The sequence below is a fragment of the Jeotgalicoccus aerolatus genome (assembly GCF_014635205.1).
Classification (GTDB): Bacteria; Bacillota; Bacilli; order Staphylococcales; family Salinicoccaceae; genus Jeotgalicoccus; species Jeotgalicoccus aerolatus.
The window spans coordinates 143033-158494 of the sequence record NZ_BMCN01000003.1 but is presented as its reverse complement, the minus strand read 5'-3'; the positions used below and the strand labels follow the sequence as shown (position 1 = coordinate 158494).

Genomic DNA, 15462 nt, shown 5'->3' with positions numbered 1-15462 from the left:
TCCTGAGGCATCCCTCGGAGTCTGACGTACGTTTTTTATATTACATATTCTATTTTTTATTTTTTCTTCTATAAATTATGATGACGCCAATAATGATAATAATAACTGCCAATCCGGCCGCAATTTTCATTATTGTATTCTGAAGTTCCTGTCTCGCCGCTTCTCTTTCAGCTTGTTCACGAGCTTTTGCTTCTTCTGCTGCTTGTTTCTCTGCAGCGATTCTTTCTTCTTCGGCTTTACGTTCTGCTGCTTCACGGGCTTCCTGCTCTTCACGAAGACGCTGTTCTTCTGCTTTCTGGTGCGCTGCTTCGTCTGCTTCCCAAGCCTCGTTCAAGTTGCTGTCCAGACTGTCAACTTCTGCCTGGCCAGGGTTTTCATCACTGTTAATGTAACTTTTCGCATTTGCCAGAGCACGGGTTAATGATTCTCCCATTTCTCTTTCAGTATATGCTGCTTCCACTTCCGCAATCGTTGCTTCAAGTGCGGATGTATCTGCATCCGGCACACTGCCTGTTAATGCTGTGCGTGTGTACGATGTATACAGTGTATTGCCGCTCGCATCTTTTGCTTCAACATGAAAATCATAAGTCGTATCAGTTGTCAGACCCTCAATTCTAAATGAGGTGCCCTGAGTTGTACCGACAGATTCTCCGTTACGGAATACTTCGTATTCTGCCGCATCTTCATGGGCATCCCAAAACATGACTGCAGTATTACCGGTCACGTCGCCTGTCGATAGTATCCGGTGATCAAAATCTTTAAAGAATTCATAGGTCTTTGGTGCTTTTTGCATCAGTTCCGCCCGGGATTCCTCCGTATAGTAATACATAGCAAAAGTTTCGCCAAAATACTCTCCGACCATGTCGTAGTAATCACGCTGTGAACTATCTCCAAACAGCTTATCGACTTCTTCGGCATGAATGGCTTTAAACTGCTCTGTTTCACTGACTTGAACACCGACAGTAAATGCATCGACAACGTGCCCATATTCATGGAGTTCAAGATTTATAGTAGAATGCCCTCTGCCATAATCACTATAACCGATACGCGCCATCGATACGTGGCCGCCGGCACCGGGTATTTCATCCCAGGAGTTTGTATGTCCTCTTGGTACAACGCCTTTTAAGTGTGCAAATTCCGGCTGTTCAGTAATCGGTGTATCCGCAAGTATAAATAGAGCCCCATTATTATTAGTCTGATACAAAATACTGTTCTCAACATTGTTCATTCTTGCAATCATCTTCTGTGCTTCCTGCCAGCTTTCATCCGATGATGCACGTACATCAACCATATTTTGCAAATACGGGTTTATTGCTTCCTGTGCATTAGCATTTGGTACCCAAAACAATAATATTACCAGTGTAAATAACGTAACTCTCCTAGCTACCCTCATCACTATCACTCCGAACTTTTAAAACTCGTAATCCGATTCCATATCCCATTCATGGATTTCAAAATCTCTGGCACCAAGCGAAATATAGGGATCCTGATTAACGAGCGAGACTGCTGATGCTTCATCTTCTGCACGATATATAATCAGACCGCCGGCACCATCTGTAAAACGGCCGTTCATCAGAACAGTTCCCGCTTCTCTCTGACAGGATAAAAATTCCAAATGCTCCGGTCTGTGTACTCGTGACAATTCTTCATCTTTCATCATTAAAAACACTGCGAAATATTTCAACTGTCCATCTCCTTAACAGTAATATACACTAAAAGATTTCAGACTTAAAACCTTAACCTATTTCAGCAATTCTATCCGTTCAGTAATCACTTTAACGATTTCATCTTTACTCTGTTTTGCAGGCTGATATTCACTCAAATGTTCCCCGTTGATAAAGACTGTCGGAACAATTTTTAATCCGCGTGCATTAAAGTCTTCAAGCACTTCAGCACCGCGGTCGTCAGCCGCATTATTTTCAGGCAGTCCGAGTGTGTGCTCACACATGTCCAGTGTTTCTCTGAAACTGTTTACCCATTCATTTTGTCTTTCGAATAATGTTTTCATAACAGTGATCCCTTCTGCAGGATCGTCATGATCAACAAAATGATTGGCCACTGTTCCGCGTAAGAGCTGGCCTTTTGTCCGGTCGACATGTTTCACAACGAATTTAACGTGTCCATCATCCGTGTAAGGTTTAATTACTTCGGATGCTATTTCAAAGAACTTCGCACTATAGGGGCAGCCAAGATTAACAAAAGCCTCCACCTCAATCGCTGCATGTTCTAATCCGACTGTTAAATATTCTATATCGGCACTGTATCTATTTTTCACAAAAACTCCCCCTATTTTTATATCACTTATAATATTAATCATACCCATAACTCATCCTTCGCAATCTCCTAAAAAGAGGACAGGCACCTTCCCGGGTGGAAGACGCCTGCTAAGGGGTTATATATTTTAAAACAGCTAAGCAAATTTGGATTAGCCCCTAAATTACCATTCTTTCATTATTCTCGTCAATGAATATTCTGAAAGTTTTGATAAATATATTTTTTAGCTGTATAATAATTAAATATTAAACACTGCCCTACACCCCAATCCCAAGCACCCAGAGCCAGATCGGCAGCGCAATCAGACTTAATAGTGTCGTAAGCAATGCACCAAGAGAAACAGTATCCGGTTTTGTATTATAAGCAGCAGCAATCATCGTTGCATTCGCTGCGACCGGCATGGCGTTCAGTATGATAAAGACCAGTTTAAACGTATCGTCAATCGGCATGAATACAGTCAGTCCCGTTGCAATTACCGGCGATACAACCATGCGCATTGTCACAAGACCGGTAACTTCAGTCACTCTGCTGTGGCCAAACTTCATATCAGCCAGCTGCATACCTAAAATCAGCATGACAATTGGAATCGATGCAGCACCGAGCATTTCAATAATCTCCATAAATGCCGTCGGAATTTCGAAGTTCATCAGCTGCAATACAATCGCAATAACGACCGCATATATTACCGGTACGCGCATAACGCTTCTCAGACCTTCACGTACAGTAATCGCTGCACCGTTGCCGTATGATGCTATAAAGATTCCGACCGTGCTGATAATAAATGTATGAATAACTGTCAGCATAATTGCATAATCAAATGCCGCGGCATTTATCGCAAACAGGACGACCGGTGCACCGTAGTTTCCGCTGTTTGGAAACAGCACGCCAAGCAGCATCGCACCGATTTCCGCTCTGCCGTATTTTAGAAATCTCGCGATCACTATAGTGATTACAGTTAAAATCAGCATTAAAATTAACGAGAACAGCAGTGCATATAGAAATTCCCCGTCCAGCGGATTCGTATAAAATGTCGTAAAGGCCAGTGCGGGAAATAATATGTAAAGCGAGACGGATGACACAGATTTAATGTCCATTTTCAAAAGTTTTTGTGCGGTAAAGCCAATCACAAAAACCAGGAATACAGGCACGACAATCATTAATAATGACAGCATTGGCATTCCCCTTCTATATACTATGTTTTATTTTATTCTATCATCACTGTCAAAATCAGTTGAAATTATAATAGAAATAATTTTATATTTTTTTATAATTAATATAATAAAATTTCAGTTTAAATTTTCACAATGCATTACAGAATATGCGTAAAACCACATTTCTTATGTGTGAAATCCCAAGAGCAAAATGAAACAGATTCCCTATTATGTTATAGTTATAAAGTATAAATTTGCTCAACTTTATAAAGTAAAGGAGACGACTATGTTAAGTATAAAGAATTTAACTAAGATTTACGGCGGCAATAAAAAAGCCGTTAACGACATTTCCCTCGATATCGAGGAAGGTGAATTTATCGCATTTATCGGCACGAGCGGCAGCGGTAAGACAACTGCGCTCCGTATGATTAACCGTATGATTGAACCGACTTCAGGCACAATTACGATAAACGGTGAAGATATCACGAAGAAAAACCCGGTTGAACTCCGCCGAAAAATCGGTTATGTGATTCAGCAGATTGGTCTGTTGCCGCATATGACGATTAAAGAGAATATCACTTTAGTCCCGCGACTTTTAAAATGGTCCGACGAAGATAAAGATAAAAAAGCAAAAGAATTAATTAAGCTCGTCGATCTGCCGGAAGAATTTTTAGACCGCTATCCTTCTGAACTTTCAGGCGGACAGCAGCAGCGTATCGGTGTTGTCAGAGCACTCGCAGCCGAACAGGACATTATACTTATGGACGAGCCTTTCGGAGCGCTCGACCCAATTACGCGCGATACATTACAGGACCTGGTCAAAGAACTCCAGCAGAAACTCGGCAAAACTTTTATTTTCGTTACCCACGATATGGATGAAGCGATAAAACTCGCGGACAGAATTTGTATTATGAGCCACGGAGAAATTATTCAGTTTGATACACCGGACGAAATTCTGCGCAATCCGGCAAATGACTTCGTCCGCGATTTCATCGGTCAAGGCCGCCTGATCCAGGACAGACCGAATATGCGTACTGTCGCAGATGCAATGATTACACCGGTCAGCATTACTATCGACAAGTCTATTAACGATTGTATTGCCCTGATGCGCGAAAAACGAATCGATACGATACTCATTACCGACAGTCATAAAAAGCTGCTTGGCTTTATCGATATTGAAGATATTAACGAAGGCTACCGTAAAGGTATGGACATCGTTGATTTAATGGGCCGCGATATTTACAAAATCGGCATCGATTCAAAACTGCAGGATTCTGTCCGCACGATATTAAAACGCAACGTCAGAAATATTCCTGTAGTCGATGATAATAATACGTTAATCGGTTTAATCACACGTTCTAACTTAGTAGATATCGTGTACGACACAATCTGGGGCGAGGAGACGTCTCTTCCGGTTACGTCAGGAGCTGATGAAGTATGATGGAATTTTTAAGTGTAAACGGCTCAGAACTGCTCGTTAAAACCTGGGAACACTTTTACCTGTCTATTATTTCATTAATTATCGGTATTCTGATTGCCGTGCCTTTAGGTATGGCAATTGCCAACACTAAAAAAGTAAGCAACTATGTATTAACAACAGCAGGCGTGCTGCAGACTGTACCGACACTCGCAGTGCTCGCGCTGATGATTCCGCTCTTTGGAGTCGGACGCGTACCGGCGATTATCGCGCTCAGCGCATATATCCTGCTGCCAATTTTAAATAATACGATTATCGGTGTTAAAAATATTGATCCAAATGTCAAAGAAGCAGCCAAAAGTATGGGCATGACACGTATGCAGCTAATATGGAATGTCGAACTGCCGATTGCCATACCGTTAATTTTAAGCGGTATCAGATTATCATCGGTCTATGTCATTTCATGGGCAACACTTGCCAGCTACATCGGGGCCGGCGGTCTTGGGGACTTTGTCTTCAATGGACTGAATTCTTACCAGCCTGAACTGATTATCAGCGCTGCTGTTATGGTTACACTGCTTGCACTCATTGCAGATTTTATTTTATCGCTGACAGAAAAATGGGCTACGCCAAAAGGCTTAAAAGTATCCCGATAGGAGGAGTATCATGAGACAAATGAAAAAATTATTAGCCTTACTGGTATCTCTGACTGTCTTATCCGGGTGCAGCCTGCCCGGCCTCAGCAGCAGTTCCAGCGACGGTATTGCAATCACATCAATGACGACAACAGAATCACAGATTGTTTCTCATATGTCGCGCTTAATGATTGAACATTACAGCGATGGAGAAATTGAGCCGACAATGATAAACAACCTCGGTTCATCAACGATTCAGCACAACGCACTGCTTTCAGGAGATGCTCAGGTATCCGGAGTACGTTATACCGGTACAGAGCTTACTGGTGTATTGGATAAAGACCCGGAAAGCGACCCTGATATTGCACTTGAGCAGACCCAGAAAGCGTTTGATGAAGAATTTGATATGAAATTTTACGATTCTTACGGTTTCGATAACACGTATGCCTTTATGGTAACCAGTGAAACTGCCGAAGAGTACGATCTTGAAACGACATCAGATTTAGCGGCATACACGGATGAATTCGCAGTCGGTGTGGATACTTCATGGTTCAACCGTCCCGGCGATGGCTATCCTGCATTCCAGGAAGCTTACGGGTTCGAGTTCGACAACATCCGTGCGATGCAGATCAGTCTTGTATATGAAGCATTAAACACAGGCAGTCTGGACCTGGCACTCGGCTACACGACTGACGGCCGTATTCCGGCCTATGATTTAGTCGTCCTGGAAGACGATTTGCAGTTCTTCCCGCCTTATGATGCATCACCGTTTGCAACACATGAAATCATTGCAGAATATCCGGAAATTGACGATGCGCTGTCTCGTCTGGTCGGTACAGTTTCAACAGAGACTATGCAGAATTTAAACTACCGTTCAGATGAAGAAGGCATTGAGCCTGCGCTCGTTGCGGAAGAATTTTTAGAAGAACACAACTACTTTGAAGAGGAAGGTGAGTAATGTGACAGGTAATTTATTAACGGATTTATATAATTATTTCGTCAACAACTTCGCCTATCTGCTTAGCCTGTTTACAGACCACCTGCTGATGAGTATTTACGGCGTGCTGTTTGCCGCAATCGTCGGCATTCCAATTGGTATTTTTATCGCGCGCTATGCGAAACTCTCAGGTGTCGTGATTACAATTGCGAATATTATCCAGACGATTCCCGCCCTCGCGATGCTGTCGATTTTAATGCTCGTTATGGGACTCGGCACGAATACGGTTATTCTGACGGTATTCCTGTACGCGCTCCTGCCGATTATTAAAAATACGTACTCCGGCATTACAGGTGTCGATAAAAATATTACTGATGCTGGGAAAAGTATGGGCATGACACGCAATCAGGTACTGCGCATGATTGAACTGCCGCTTGCCTTGTCAGTTATTATCGGCGGGCTGCGCATTGCGCTCGTCGTTGCGATCGGTATTGTTGCCATCGGTTCATTCATCGGTGCGCCGACGCTGTCGGATTTAATTATCCGCGGTACGAATGCAACTGACGGTACGGTGTATATTTTAGCCGGTGCGATTCCAATCGCCTTAATCGCGATTATAATCGACTTTGCGCTTCGCTTCCTGGAACGTAAACTCGATCCGACTTATAACCCCGACGATAAAACACCGAAAGCCCAAACGGTTAACGATTAGCATGTTTTCAGTCCTGCCGTTTTGGCGGGGCTGTTTTTTATTAATTTGTAAAAGGAGATTATTATATGGCTTTAATGCGGATTAACTTTTTCTCAGAAGCACTGGGCAAGCATCATCACTTTAATTTAATACTGCCGGAACAGAGTGAACATTATGACATGAATGCTGTGCCCCCCCTCTTACCGTCGGTAATGATACTTCACGGGTTATCGAGCGACAACAATTCATATTTACGTTTTACGAACGTTGAACGCTACGCAAATGAACATAATATCGCTGTCATTTTACCGGACGGTGATCACAGTTTTTATGCGAATATGCTGTACGGCCACAGCTATGCCAATCATATTATGGAAGTGTGGCGCTACGCTCACCAGGTATTTCCCTTGTCAAAAGAACGCGGGGACAACTTCTTAGCAGGCCATTCCATGGGCGGTTTCGGAGTTATTAAAACAGCATTTGAGCAAGCTGAGCTCTTCGGCAAAGCATGCTTTATGTCCAGTGCGACTGACATCGAACGGCTGTTAAACTACGACTGGCCGGATTTTAAAATGTACGGTATCATCGGTGACGTTACAACAACAGCCGGCACTTCTCTAGATATTAAAAAGATTGTTAAAAATGGAATTGATGAAGCTGGAATTGAAGGCCTGCCTGAGTTATATATGATGTGCGGCACCGAAGATTTTATATATGAAGATAACGTGGAGTTCAAATCATTTCTTGAATCTAAAGATGTTTCATTTAAATATGAAGAGGGTCCCGGAGACCACGATTATGCTTATTGGGATCAAGGCATCTTAAAAGCAATTAAGTGGATGACGGAGAAATAAAATGAGAACGGCTGAATTCAGCCGTTCTCATTTTGCTATTATATGTTTGGCCCGTAGAGTCGTTTTGAGTCATCGACCTGTTCACCAGCAAGCAGTTTATCGAGTGTCGATACCCAGCTGGGCGGTGTATATTCACAGTCGCGTAAACTTTCCATCAGGCCGATGTTTTCTTGGTTGTGGTACAGCACTTCATTCATCTGAGCAATCGTCCACTCAGGACATGGCCGCTCGAGCAGTTTAAATGCATCGCCGGCTTGAATATTTCCTTCTTTTAAAACTCTGAAATACCAGCCTGTCCGTCCTGTATTTTCTATTTTCTTCGCTAAATCAATATCGTTATGACGGCGTGCCGGTTTCCAGCACGGCCGGCGCGGCTGAGATACTTGCAAGGTCGTTTCGCCGAGCGTGTATATGTCGCCGATACAAACTGTCGTCTCATCCATATTCGTTACCGAAACATTTTCACCATTGCCCCCGGGCCCGATATCCGTATTGCCCCGTTCCCGCTGCCATTGATCATAGTGAGAACGGCTGTAGGCAAACAAAGCCTTTTCTTTCCCGCCGTGATTTTTCTTATCCGCACATTCGTCGCCAGTGAGACCCTCTTTAGATAAAAAGACCGGCTTGTCCGTTTTTTCTTTAAACGCGCCTGTTTTCCACTGCTGCTCCATCTTTCTCTCGGCATCAGGATTGCCGACCGTTTTCACTTTGCCTCTATATAGAGTGTGCACTTTTCCATAGACTTCCATCGTAATCATTCCTTTACAAAATGGCTGGTCAGGCGGCCGAGTGATTCTATTTCCACTGTCACTGTATCGCCTTCTTTAATCCACGGCTTGTCCGCAGTTTTATAACCTGACGCGACACCTTCAGGTGTCCCTGTGAGAATAATATCTCCAGGTTTCAGCGTCATATATTTTGAAATATGACTGACGAGCCCTCTCGTTTTAAAAATCATATCGTTGGTGTTCGAATCCTGGCGCAGCTCTCCGTTGACATACGTTTTAATTCTCAGTTTATGCGGTTCACCAATTTCACCGAGCGTCGCGATATAAGGACCCACTGGGCAAAAGCCGTCATAAGTCTTGCCTGCAAGCCACTGGCTGGTTGCAAACTGCGAACTTCTTTCAGATACATCATTTGCATTCGCATAACCAAATACATAGTCCATGGCATTTGCACGGTCGATATTGCGGCCTTCTTTGCCGATAATAATCGCCAGTTCTCCTTCATAATCAATCATATAAGTATCTTTAGGGATTTTTATCGTGCTGTTGTGCGCTGTCAGAGTGTTATTAAATTTAGAGAACAATATCGGCATTTCCGGCGTCTCAATTTTCATCTCTTCAGCATGGCGTTTATAATTCACGCCTACACAAATAATTTTTTCAGGATTTGGTACGACTGGACCGAGCGTCAGTTCATCGAAATTTAACAGTTCGATGTAATCCGCTTCTAAATAAAACTCAATCAGCGCCTCCGCCTTTTCCTTATTCGCCATGACCTCCTGCAGTGTTTCAAAATCATCGGAAATATCGAGCACCCCTTTCGACGTTAATACACCGAGGTGATACTCCCCGCTCGCTTGATCTACAAAAGTCAGTACTTTCATGTTCACTTTGCCCCATTTCTGATTACCTTATCTTTCTATCATACCCTTTTAAGTCAGAACGATAAACTCCTTTGAAACTTCGGGGATGCAGAATGATATAATAGATTTAAGATATTGTTAGGAGGAAGTATCATGAGTGCATATGTCGCAGAAAAAGAAATACAGATTTTATATGCTGATACCGATATGATGGGTGTGATTTACCACGGCAGCTACATCAAATGGCTGGAACTTGGCCGCATGCAGCTGATTACAGATATCGGCTATGATTATTTAAAAATGGAACGAGAAGGCTACTTAGCCCCTGTCCATAATGTCAATATTACCTATGCTAAATCATTAACATACGGTGACCGCGCCTTCGTCCGCACATGGGTCGAAGAAAATACAGGCGTCCGTACCGTTTACGGCTTCGAAATCGTAAATGGCGACGGCGAAGTATGTACACACGGCACCACGACGCTAATCGTCGTTAAAAAAGTTGACGGCAAATTCCAGCCCGTCGTCTTCAAACGCGCTTTCCCCGAGTGGTACGCTAAATATGAAGAAATTAAAGTGAAGAAATAAGATAAACGTCCTGAGATCAGGACGTTTTCTTTTTGCTGGCGGGAGAATGTGTCCTGTTTGGGTAGATTCTCCTGCTCATTGGCCGGCCAGATCCCTTACTCGGTCAATCAGCATCTCTCATTGGCCGGCCAGACCCCTTACTCGGACAATCAGTCTCTCTCATTGGCCGGCCAGACCCCTTACTCGGACAATCAGTCTCTCTCATTGGCCGGCCAGACCCCTTACTCGGACAATCAATTCTCCTCATTGGCCGGCCAGACCCTCTACTCGGACAATCAACTCTTCTGATTGGCCGGCCAGACCAAAATCACTCTCATATTCACATCATTCTCTTATCTTTATATCGATATGTTCCTTCATATTGACCATACGCCTCATCAAAATCATGATAACGAAACAAATAATACGTATGACTGCCTTGATCGATCCGTTCGCAATATTTATTCAACATGCGCTGTGCAGTCCGGCCGCTTACTGCACAATTTATAAATCTCATAAATTTCTGCTTCGTCATTCTATCCTCTAAAAATAACGCTTTAAAATCACTCATTGCCCGCAGCATATGCGTCTCCTTCGTTTCCTGACATCCGCAGCGGCCACAATTCAAATAATAATGACTTTTTCGCAGCTCAAAACTGCCGCACTTCCCGCAATACACACCTTTTCTGTCACGCTCAAAATCGGCTTTTTTATCAAAATATGGATTCTCAATAATATGTTTAGAAACAGCTGCCGCAATTGCTTCAGCATGCCGCCCCGCATACATGTTTTGAAACTCTTTTAAATAACCCCGCAGCCCCGAACGCCTAATCACTATATCCTGTAACGCCCTGTCCGAAGTCTGCAAACTGAATTCCACATGCGGAAACACCAGCTTGCCGCCCACTTTAAAATTTAATGGGCTGCCGTAACTCAGCCTCTTGAGCTTATTCATCGCCTGCTTCAGCTGGGACACCGGATCATCCGGTACTTCAAAATCGCGTATATACCATTTGTCATTTTCAAATAGATAAAGACCCGAGAAGTTTTTTATTTCATTTACAGTTATTTCACCATCGCTCACAATCAGCGAATCGTATTGAGCGACACTGTCTTCAATTTTCAAATAGATGTCCCTGAAAACAAGGACAGTCTGCCCCGACGTCTGTTCAAACACTTTATCGTAAATACACTCACCCTCATATCCCCCCCTCCAAAACTGACAACTTCTTCCCTTCTTGTTCTGAAAGATAATCGCGAAAACTTAATGCTCTGTAAAACAATAATTCTTTGCTTGTTTTCCGTTTAGATATAATCATGACTGCCTCCCTTAAAAAAATAGTCTTCATACTATATATAGGGAAAAACAGCGATTTATTTTTATTTTGTACAAGTTATTTTATTTTCTTGTATAACATCAAAAAGATTACAGAAAATAGAAAAAACCACCTATTAGACGGTTTCTCAAATCTCTATCACTTGCATGGCATGACGCATTTCATGGACGATATCTTCGGTCGGCCATTCACGTTTATAACCGAGACATGCGCAAACATAATCTGTATCCCCTTCAGTCACCTGGTGGCGGAAATGTATATGTCCCATCACACTGTAGCGGATATCGTATGTGTCATAAAACGAATCAAAATCCGATGTGCCGATAAAGGCATTGTAATAATCAAATAAGCGGTGCGGCATCGGTACACGAAATGCTTTATTCGTTGCAACATGGGTCATGAGAATGATTTTTTTATCTTTAACAGATTCTAAAACCTGGCCGGCACGTGCCGCCATTTTTGATGACACTTCAGGATCTGTCATTCCCCAGTCGATTTTCACCTTATCCTGCCAAGTCCCGCCGTAATATTCCCGCTTAGCGAGACGTTCCATTGAAAAACGCTCACTGGCATATGTGTAGTCGTACCATGCGGGATTCATGACGAGCACCCACTCATCATTCAGTTCAATTGCTGCTTCATCATTAAAATACTTCGTCGCCTTAAAGTATTCATATATGTCACGTGTGCTCTTCGCGTCCCCGCTGAAATTCCAGAAATCGTGATTGCCCGGCACAAAATAAATCGTTACACCCGTCATCTGTTCGAGTGCCTGCATAAACCGGTAAGATCGAATGTGGTCATTAGAAATATCACCGGCAATTAAAAGAATATCGAGCGCCTGCCGGCTCACCTCATTAGCGAGTGTCAGGGAGAAGTCTTTCTGTTTCAGCGTTTCGCTGTTATAACGATCGATATGTAAATCTGAGATTACACCTATTTTCATATACCATTCGCTCCCGAATCCATTAATTGATTCAATGCTACCACAAGTGATGTACCCTTTAAAAAGTTACGCTTCACTTAGAGACATTAAAAAAACCGCCGAAACGGCGGTTCTCACATCTTTTAGTCTTCATCGTCATCTGAATCATCATCGTCTGAGTCATCATTTGTATCGTCTGAGTCATCGTCATCCGAATCGTCACCGTCACTGTCGTCGTCATTTTCTACTTCGTTGTCATCGTCTGTATCATCGTTATCATCATCCAGTGTCTCTTCTTCAGTTTCGGATTCATCAACACCAGTTTCTCCCGGGCTCGTATCTTCATCCTCAGTATCACTGCAGGCTGCTAAAGCTAATACAGCAAGTAACGTGGTCATTACACTCAGTTTCTTCATAATATCCCTCACTTCCTTTTTATGTATATAAATATATACCCGCATTCACTGTAATAACTCCCCAAAATCAACCGTTTGTTCATTTACATTTCATTAATTAATTTTGTTACTCTTAAAAATTCATCCACATCTGCGGCATTATGAACATGGACAGGAGAAACCCTGACCAGCGATTCAAGTCCTACCGCTTCCAATATACGTTTAGAGTAGTGGCTGTCAGATTCTCTGGCAAATACCTGGATGTTATTCTCCTTATAAATTTCAACTGCTCTGCTGTTTGAAATATTGCTGAAAGTCATTGCCAAAATAAGATCCTGTTTAACGCCGTTAGCTGCTTCAAAATGAATGGTTACGTTCTTCAGTTTTTTAGTCCCTTCAATTGAATCCGTTCCGTTCAGCAATCTGTTTAAAATTGCCTGCTCCTGCAGCTGAATCCTCGTCATACCTTCTTCTATCAACGTTCTTCTTTCAGCTTCGCCAATAAAATATTGACCAATACTGCAAATATAATTGACGACTTGAGAAAATGAAGCATATAGAGCTGGTGTCGCACTCCCCAAATCCCAATTCGTTTCGTCAGTAGCCAGCAAGCGATGATGCGGCACAGCCGCCAGCCGTTCCGACATCCAAGCAAAACCAGTCCCTCTAAGACCAAACATTTTATAAGGAGCCAGATTAATCCCATCGACATAACACTTGCTTAAATCAATTAACTCATGCGGTGCACCCTGGACAGCATCGACGATAATAATCGTTTCACTGTTTTTATCGTGTATGGCTTTCGTATAAGTTTCCAAATCATGCATTGCTCCAGTAATATTAGAAGTTAAAATTAATGACACTACCCTTGTTTCTTCATCGATGTGCGACAGTAACTCCTCCAGAAATATGCTGCCCGTTGCAGCATCTGCTTTAGCAACACGCAGCTCATGGCCATACTGCTCTGAAGAAAACTGACAGGCATCAAATGATGAAGGATGATCAATTGAAGTCGCAACAACATTCCCTTTTGGTAAATAAATTGCAGCTGCAGTAATCATTTCAAAAATTATTTTAGACGCAGTTAATGATATCGCCACTTCCCCGCCTGTGGCATTCAACAGCTGGCGGATATCCCCCTTGCCGTCAGTAATATATTGATTAATAATCTGTGCAATATCATAATTTCTGACAGGAGAGTCCGGAATGATCGATACTTCCGTATATTTTTCTACCGCAGACTTCAGACGCAGTGCACCCCCAGCATTTTCAAAGAATAGTCTCTTATCTCCATTTAAATCTGTATCTAAATAGTAAAATTGGTCTCTCAGTTTATTTTGCAGCTCATCAGGAAAAAACTCTTTATTTCTCTCAGTCATAATGTTCCATCCTCCTATTTATTAATGTCTATATTATTATTTTTTTGATAAAATACTGTTTCATCAAAATCTCCTGTTTTTCTTGCTACAACAGTGGTACCTGTTAGATCCCCCGTCACATTGACTGTAGTATGCCCCATGTCAATAATTGGCCAAACTGCTGCCAAAACAGGAACTAATTCTAATGGTAGCCCCAGGGTTTCAAGTAAAATCATAGAGAAGATGATACCAGCGCCTCGAACGCCTGCTGCACCTAAACTTAGTATTAATCCTAAGAATATGATTTGTAAAAATAAACCAATTGTTAGTTCTATATTATATAAATTTGTGGCGAACACACTGATTACACCAAGTGCGACTGCCATACCGTCCATGTTAGCTGTTGCACCAAAAGGTACTGTGAAGCCCGATGTCTTTTCGGACACTCCTACATTTCTTTTCATTACCCTTAAAGAAACAGGAATCGTCGCTGAACTCGTTGAAGTTGTGAAGGCAAATAATATCGATGGATAAATATTTTTATAAAATTGAAATGGATTTACTTTTGCAATAAACTTTAAAATCAATGGATAGACTAGTAAAAATACTAAAGCCATTGCTAGATAATCCGCTAAAATAAATGAAGCTACTGCACTCAACATATTCGATCCAAAAGTACCAACTAAATTTGTCATCAATGCCAAAATACCGTATGGGGCCAACTGTATAACAAACTCAGTCATTTTTATCATAATATTTGCCGATTCTTCTATAAACTTAATAACTGTCCCACTTTTTTCTTTACCAATACTTAAAATAATCAGACCCACAATTATTGTAAAGATAATAATTGGCAGCATATCCATATTCGTCAGTGACTCGAATATATTTGCAGGAATCATATTTAAAAAATGATCTAAGAAACTGAATTCTTCCGTCTCTACTGCTTCACCATGATCTAAAAAGCTCGTGTTACCCTTACCCGGCTGTATTATTAAAGCAACTATAAAACCTATCGCAGTTGCAAGCAGACTTGTAATAAGCAGATAGAATAAAAAACCTCCGCCAACTTTACCGAAAGATTTGATATCATTCATTTTCAAAATGCCGGATAAAATTGTTGTAATAACAAGCGGTATAATTAGCATCTTAAGAAACTGAAGAAATGCATCACCTATCGGTGCAATATACTTGGCGTTTTCTCCCAATATAAATCCAAGAATAACACCAATAATGGCACCAATCGCAATTTGCGTATACAGCGGCAACTTAAACCAATACTTCACAAGCATCCCCCTTTTTTGAAAACCCTTACACAAACGACGATATC

General features: G+C 42.1%; 17 protein-coding genes. 6 read left to right on the top strand and 11 right to left on the bottom strand.

The window, feature by feature from the left end; genetic code table 11:
* Nucleotides 1–49 precede the first annotated feature (49 nt).
* The 4 genes from IEU81_RS09270 to IEU81_RS09255 all read right to left on the bottom strand — a co-directional run bounded on the left by IEU81_RS09270 (nt 50) and on the right by IEU81_RS09255 (nt 3446).
* A complete protein-coding gene (locus tag IEU81_RS09270) occupies nt 50–1393 on the bottom strand; it encodes an anthrax toxin lethal factor-related metalloendopeptidase (protein ID WP_186089221.1) in 1344 nt (447 codons plus the stop codon).
* An 18-nt stretch (nt 1394–1411) separates the two neighbouring features.
* Complete coding sequence (locus IEU81_RS09265; RefSeq protein ID WP_186089223.1) at nt 1412–1684, bottom strand: YciI family protein; 273 nt, start codon at nt 1682–1684, stop codon at nt 1412–1414.
* A gap of 57 nt (nt 1685–1741) precedes the next feature.
* Nucleotides 1742–2275, bottom strand: a complete 534-nt coding sequence (locus IEU81_RS09260; protein WP_176760660.1) for a thioredoxin domain-containing protein — start codon at nt 2273–2275, stop codon at nt 1742–1744.
* A 256-nt stretch (nt 2276–2531) separates the two neighbouring features.
* Complete coding sequence (locus IEU81_RS09255; protein ID WP_231957220.1) at nt 2532–3446, bottom strand: AEC family transporter; 915 nt, start codon at nt 3444–3446, stop codon at nt 2532–2534.
* A gap of 265 nt (nt 3447–3711) precedes the next feature.
* Between IEU81_RS09255 and IEU81_RS09250 the strand changes: the two genes are divergently transcribed.
* From IEU81_RS09250 to IEU81_RS09230, 5 genes are all read left to right on the top strand, one after another.
* Complete coding sequence (locus IEU81_RS09250; protein ID WP_092599426.1) at nt 3712–4866, top strand: betaine/proline/choline family ABC transporter ATP-binding protein; 1155 nt, start codon at nt 3712–3714, stop codon at nt 4864–4866.
* Complete coding sequence (locus IEU81_RS09245) at nt 4863–5498, top strand: ABC transporter permease (protein WP_092599423.1); 636 nt, start codon at nt 4863–4865, stop codon at nt 5496–5498. The genes IEU81_RS09250 and IEU81_RS09245 overlap by 4 nt, the downstream gene beginning before the upstream one ends.
* Before the next feature lie 10 nt (nt 5499–5508).
* Nucleotides 5509–6435 carry an osmoprotectant ABC transporter substrate-binding protein gene (locus IEU81_RS09240; protein WP_186089225.1) on the top strand — a complete coding sequence of 309 codons (927 nt, stop codon included), beginning with the start codon at nt 5509–5511 and terminating at the stop codon, nt 6433–6435.
* Nucleotide 6436: 1 nt separating this feature from the next.
* Nucleotides 6437–7126 carry an ABC transporter permease gene (locus IEU81_RS09235; RefSeq protein ID WP_186089227.1) on the top strand — a complete coding sequence of 230 codons (690 nt, stop codon included), beginning with the start codon at nt 6437–6439 and terminating at the stop codon, nt 7124–7126.
* Nucleotides 7127–7191: 65 nt separating this feature from the next.
* Entirely contained in the window at nt 7192–7959 is a 768-nt protein-coding gene (locus IEU81_RS09230) for an alpha/beta hydrolase (protein WP_092599414.1), read from the top strand.
* A 38-nt stretch (nt 7960–7997) separates the two neighbouring features.
* On the opposite strand, the gene IEU81_RS09225 is transcribed toward IEU81_RS09230, so the two are convergent.
* Both IEU81_RS09225 and IEU81_RS09220 read right to left on the bottom strand, forming a co-directional pair.
* Nucleotides 7998–8717 (bottom strand): MOSC domain-containing protein, encoded by a 720-nt coding sequence (locus IEU81_RS09225; protein ID WP_308807835.1) that lies wholly within the window; start codon nt 8715–8717, stop codon nt 7998–8000.
* The gene (locus tag IEU81_RS09220) at nt 8714–9571 is read right to left on the bottom strand and encodes a fumarylacetoacetate hydrolase family protein (protein ID WP_186089230.1); all 858 of its coding nucleotides are present in this window, start codon (nt 9569–9571) and stop codon (nt 8714–8716) included. Before IEU81_RS09220 ends, IEU81_RS09225 begins: the two co-directional genes overlap by 4 nt.
* Before the next feature lie 132 nt (nt 9572–9703).
* Here IEU81_RS09220 and IEU81_RS09215 point away from each other — a divergent pair, with 132 nt between their 5' ends.
* The gene (locus IEU81_RS09215; protein ID WP_186089232.1) at nt 9704–10138 is read left to right on the top strand and encodes an acyl-CoA thioesterase; all 435 of its coding nucleotides are present in this window, start codon (nt 9704–9706) and stop codon (nt 10136–10138) included.
* A 319-nt stretch (nt 10139–10457) separates the two neighbouring features.
* On the opposite strand, the gene IEU81_RS09210 is transcribed toward IEU81_RS09215, so the two are convergent.
* The 5 genes from IEU81_RS09210 to IEU81_RS09190 all read right to left on the bottom strand — a co-directional run bounded on the left by IEU81_RS09210 (nt 10458) and on the right by IEU81_RS09190 (nt 15418).
* The gene (locus tag IEU81_RS09210) at nt 10458–11369 is read right to left on the bottom strand and encodes a nuclease-related domain-containing protein (RefSeq protein ID WP_268884116.1); all 912 of its coding nucleotides are present in this window, start codon (nt 11367–11369) and stop codon (nt 10458–10460) included.
* Nucleotides 11370–11581: 212 nt separating this feature from the next.
* Nucleotides 11582–12400, bottom strand: a complete 819-nt coding sequence (locus tag IEU81_RS09205; protein ID WP_092599400.1) for a metallophosphoesterase — start codon at nt 12398–12400, stop codon at nt 11582–11584.
* 122 nt (nt 12401–12522) lie between these two features.
* Nucleotides 12523–12795 (bottom strand): hypothetical protein, encoded by a 273-nt coding sequence (locus IEU81_RS09200; protein ID WP_186089236.1) that lies wholly within the window; start codon nt 12793–12795, stop codon nt 12523–12525.
* An 83-nt stretch (nt 12796–12878) separates the two neighbouring features.
* Entirely contained in the window at nt 12879–14153 is a 1275-nt protein-coding gene (locus IEU81_RS09195) for an aminotransferase class V-fold PLP-dependent enzyme (protein ID WP_186089238.1), read from the bottom strand.
* A 14-nt stretch (nt 14154–14167) separates the two neighbouring features.
* The gene (locus tag IEU81_RS09190; protein ID WP_186089240.1) at nt 14168–15418 is read right to left on the bottom strand and encodes a dicarboxylate/amino acid:cation symporter; all 1251 of its coding nucleotides are present in this window, start codon (nt 15416–15418) and stop codon (nt 14168–14170) included.
* Nucleotides 15419–15462: the final 44 nt, after the last annotated feature.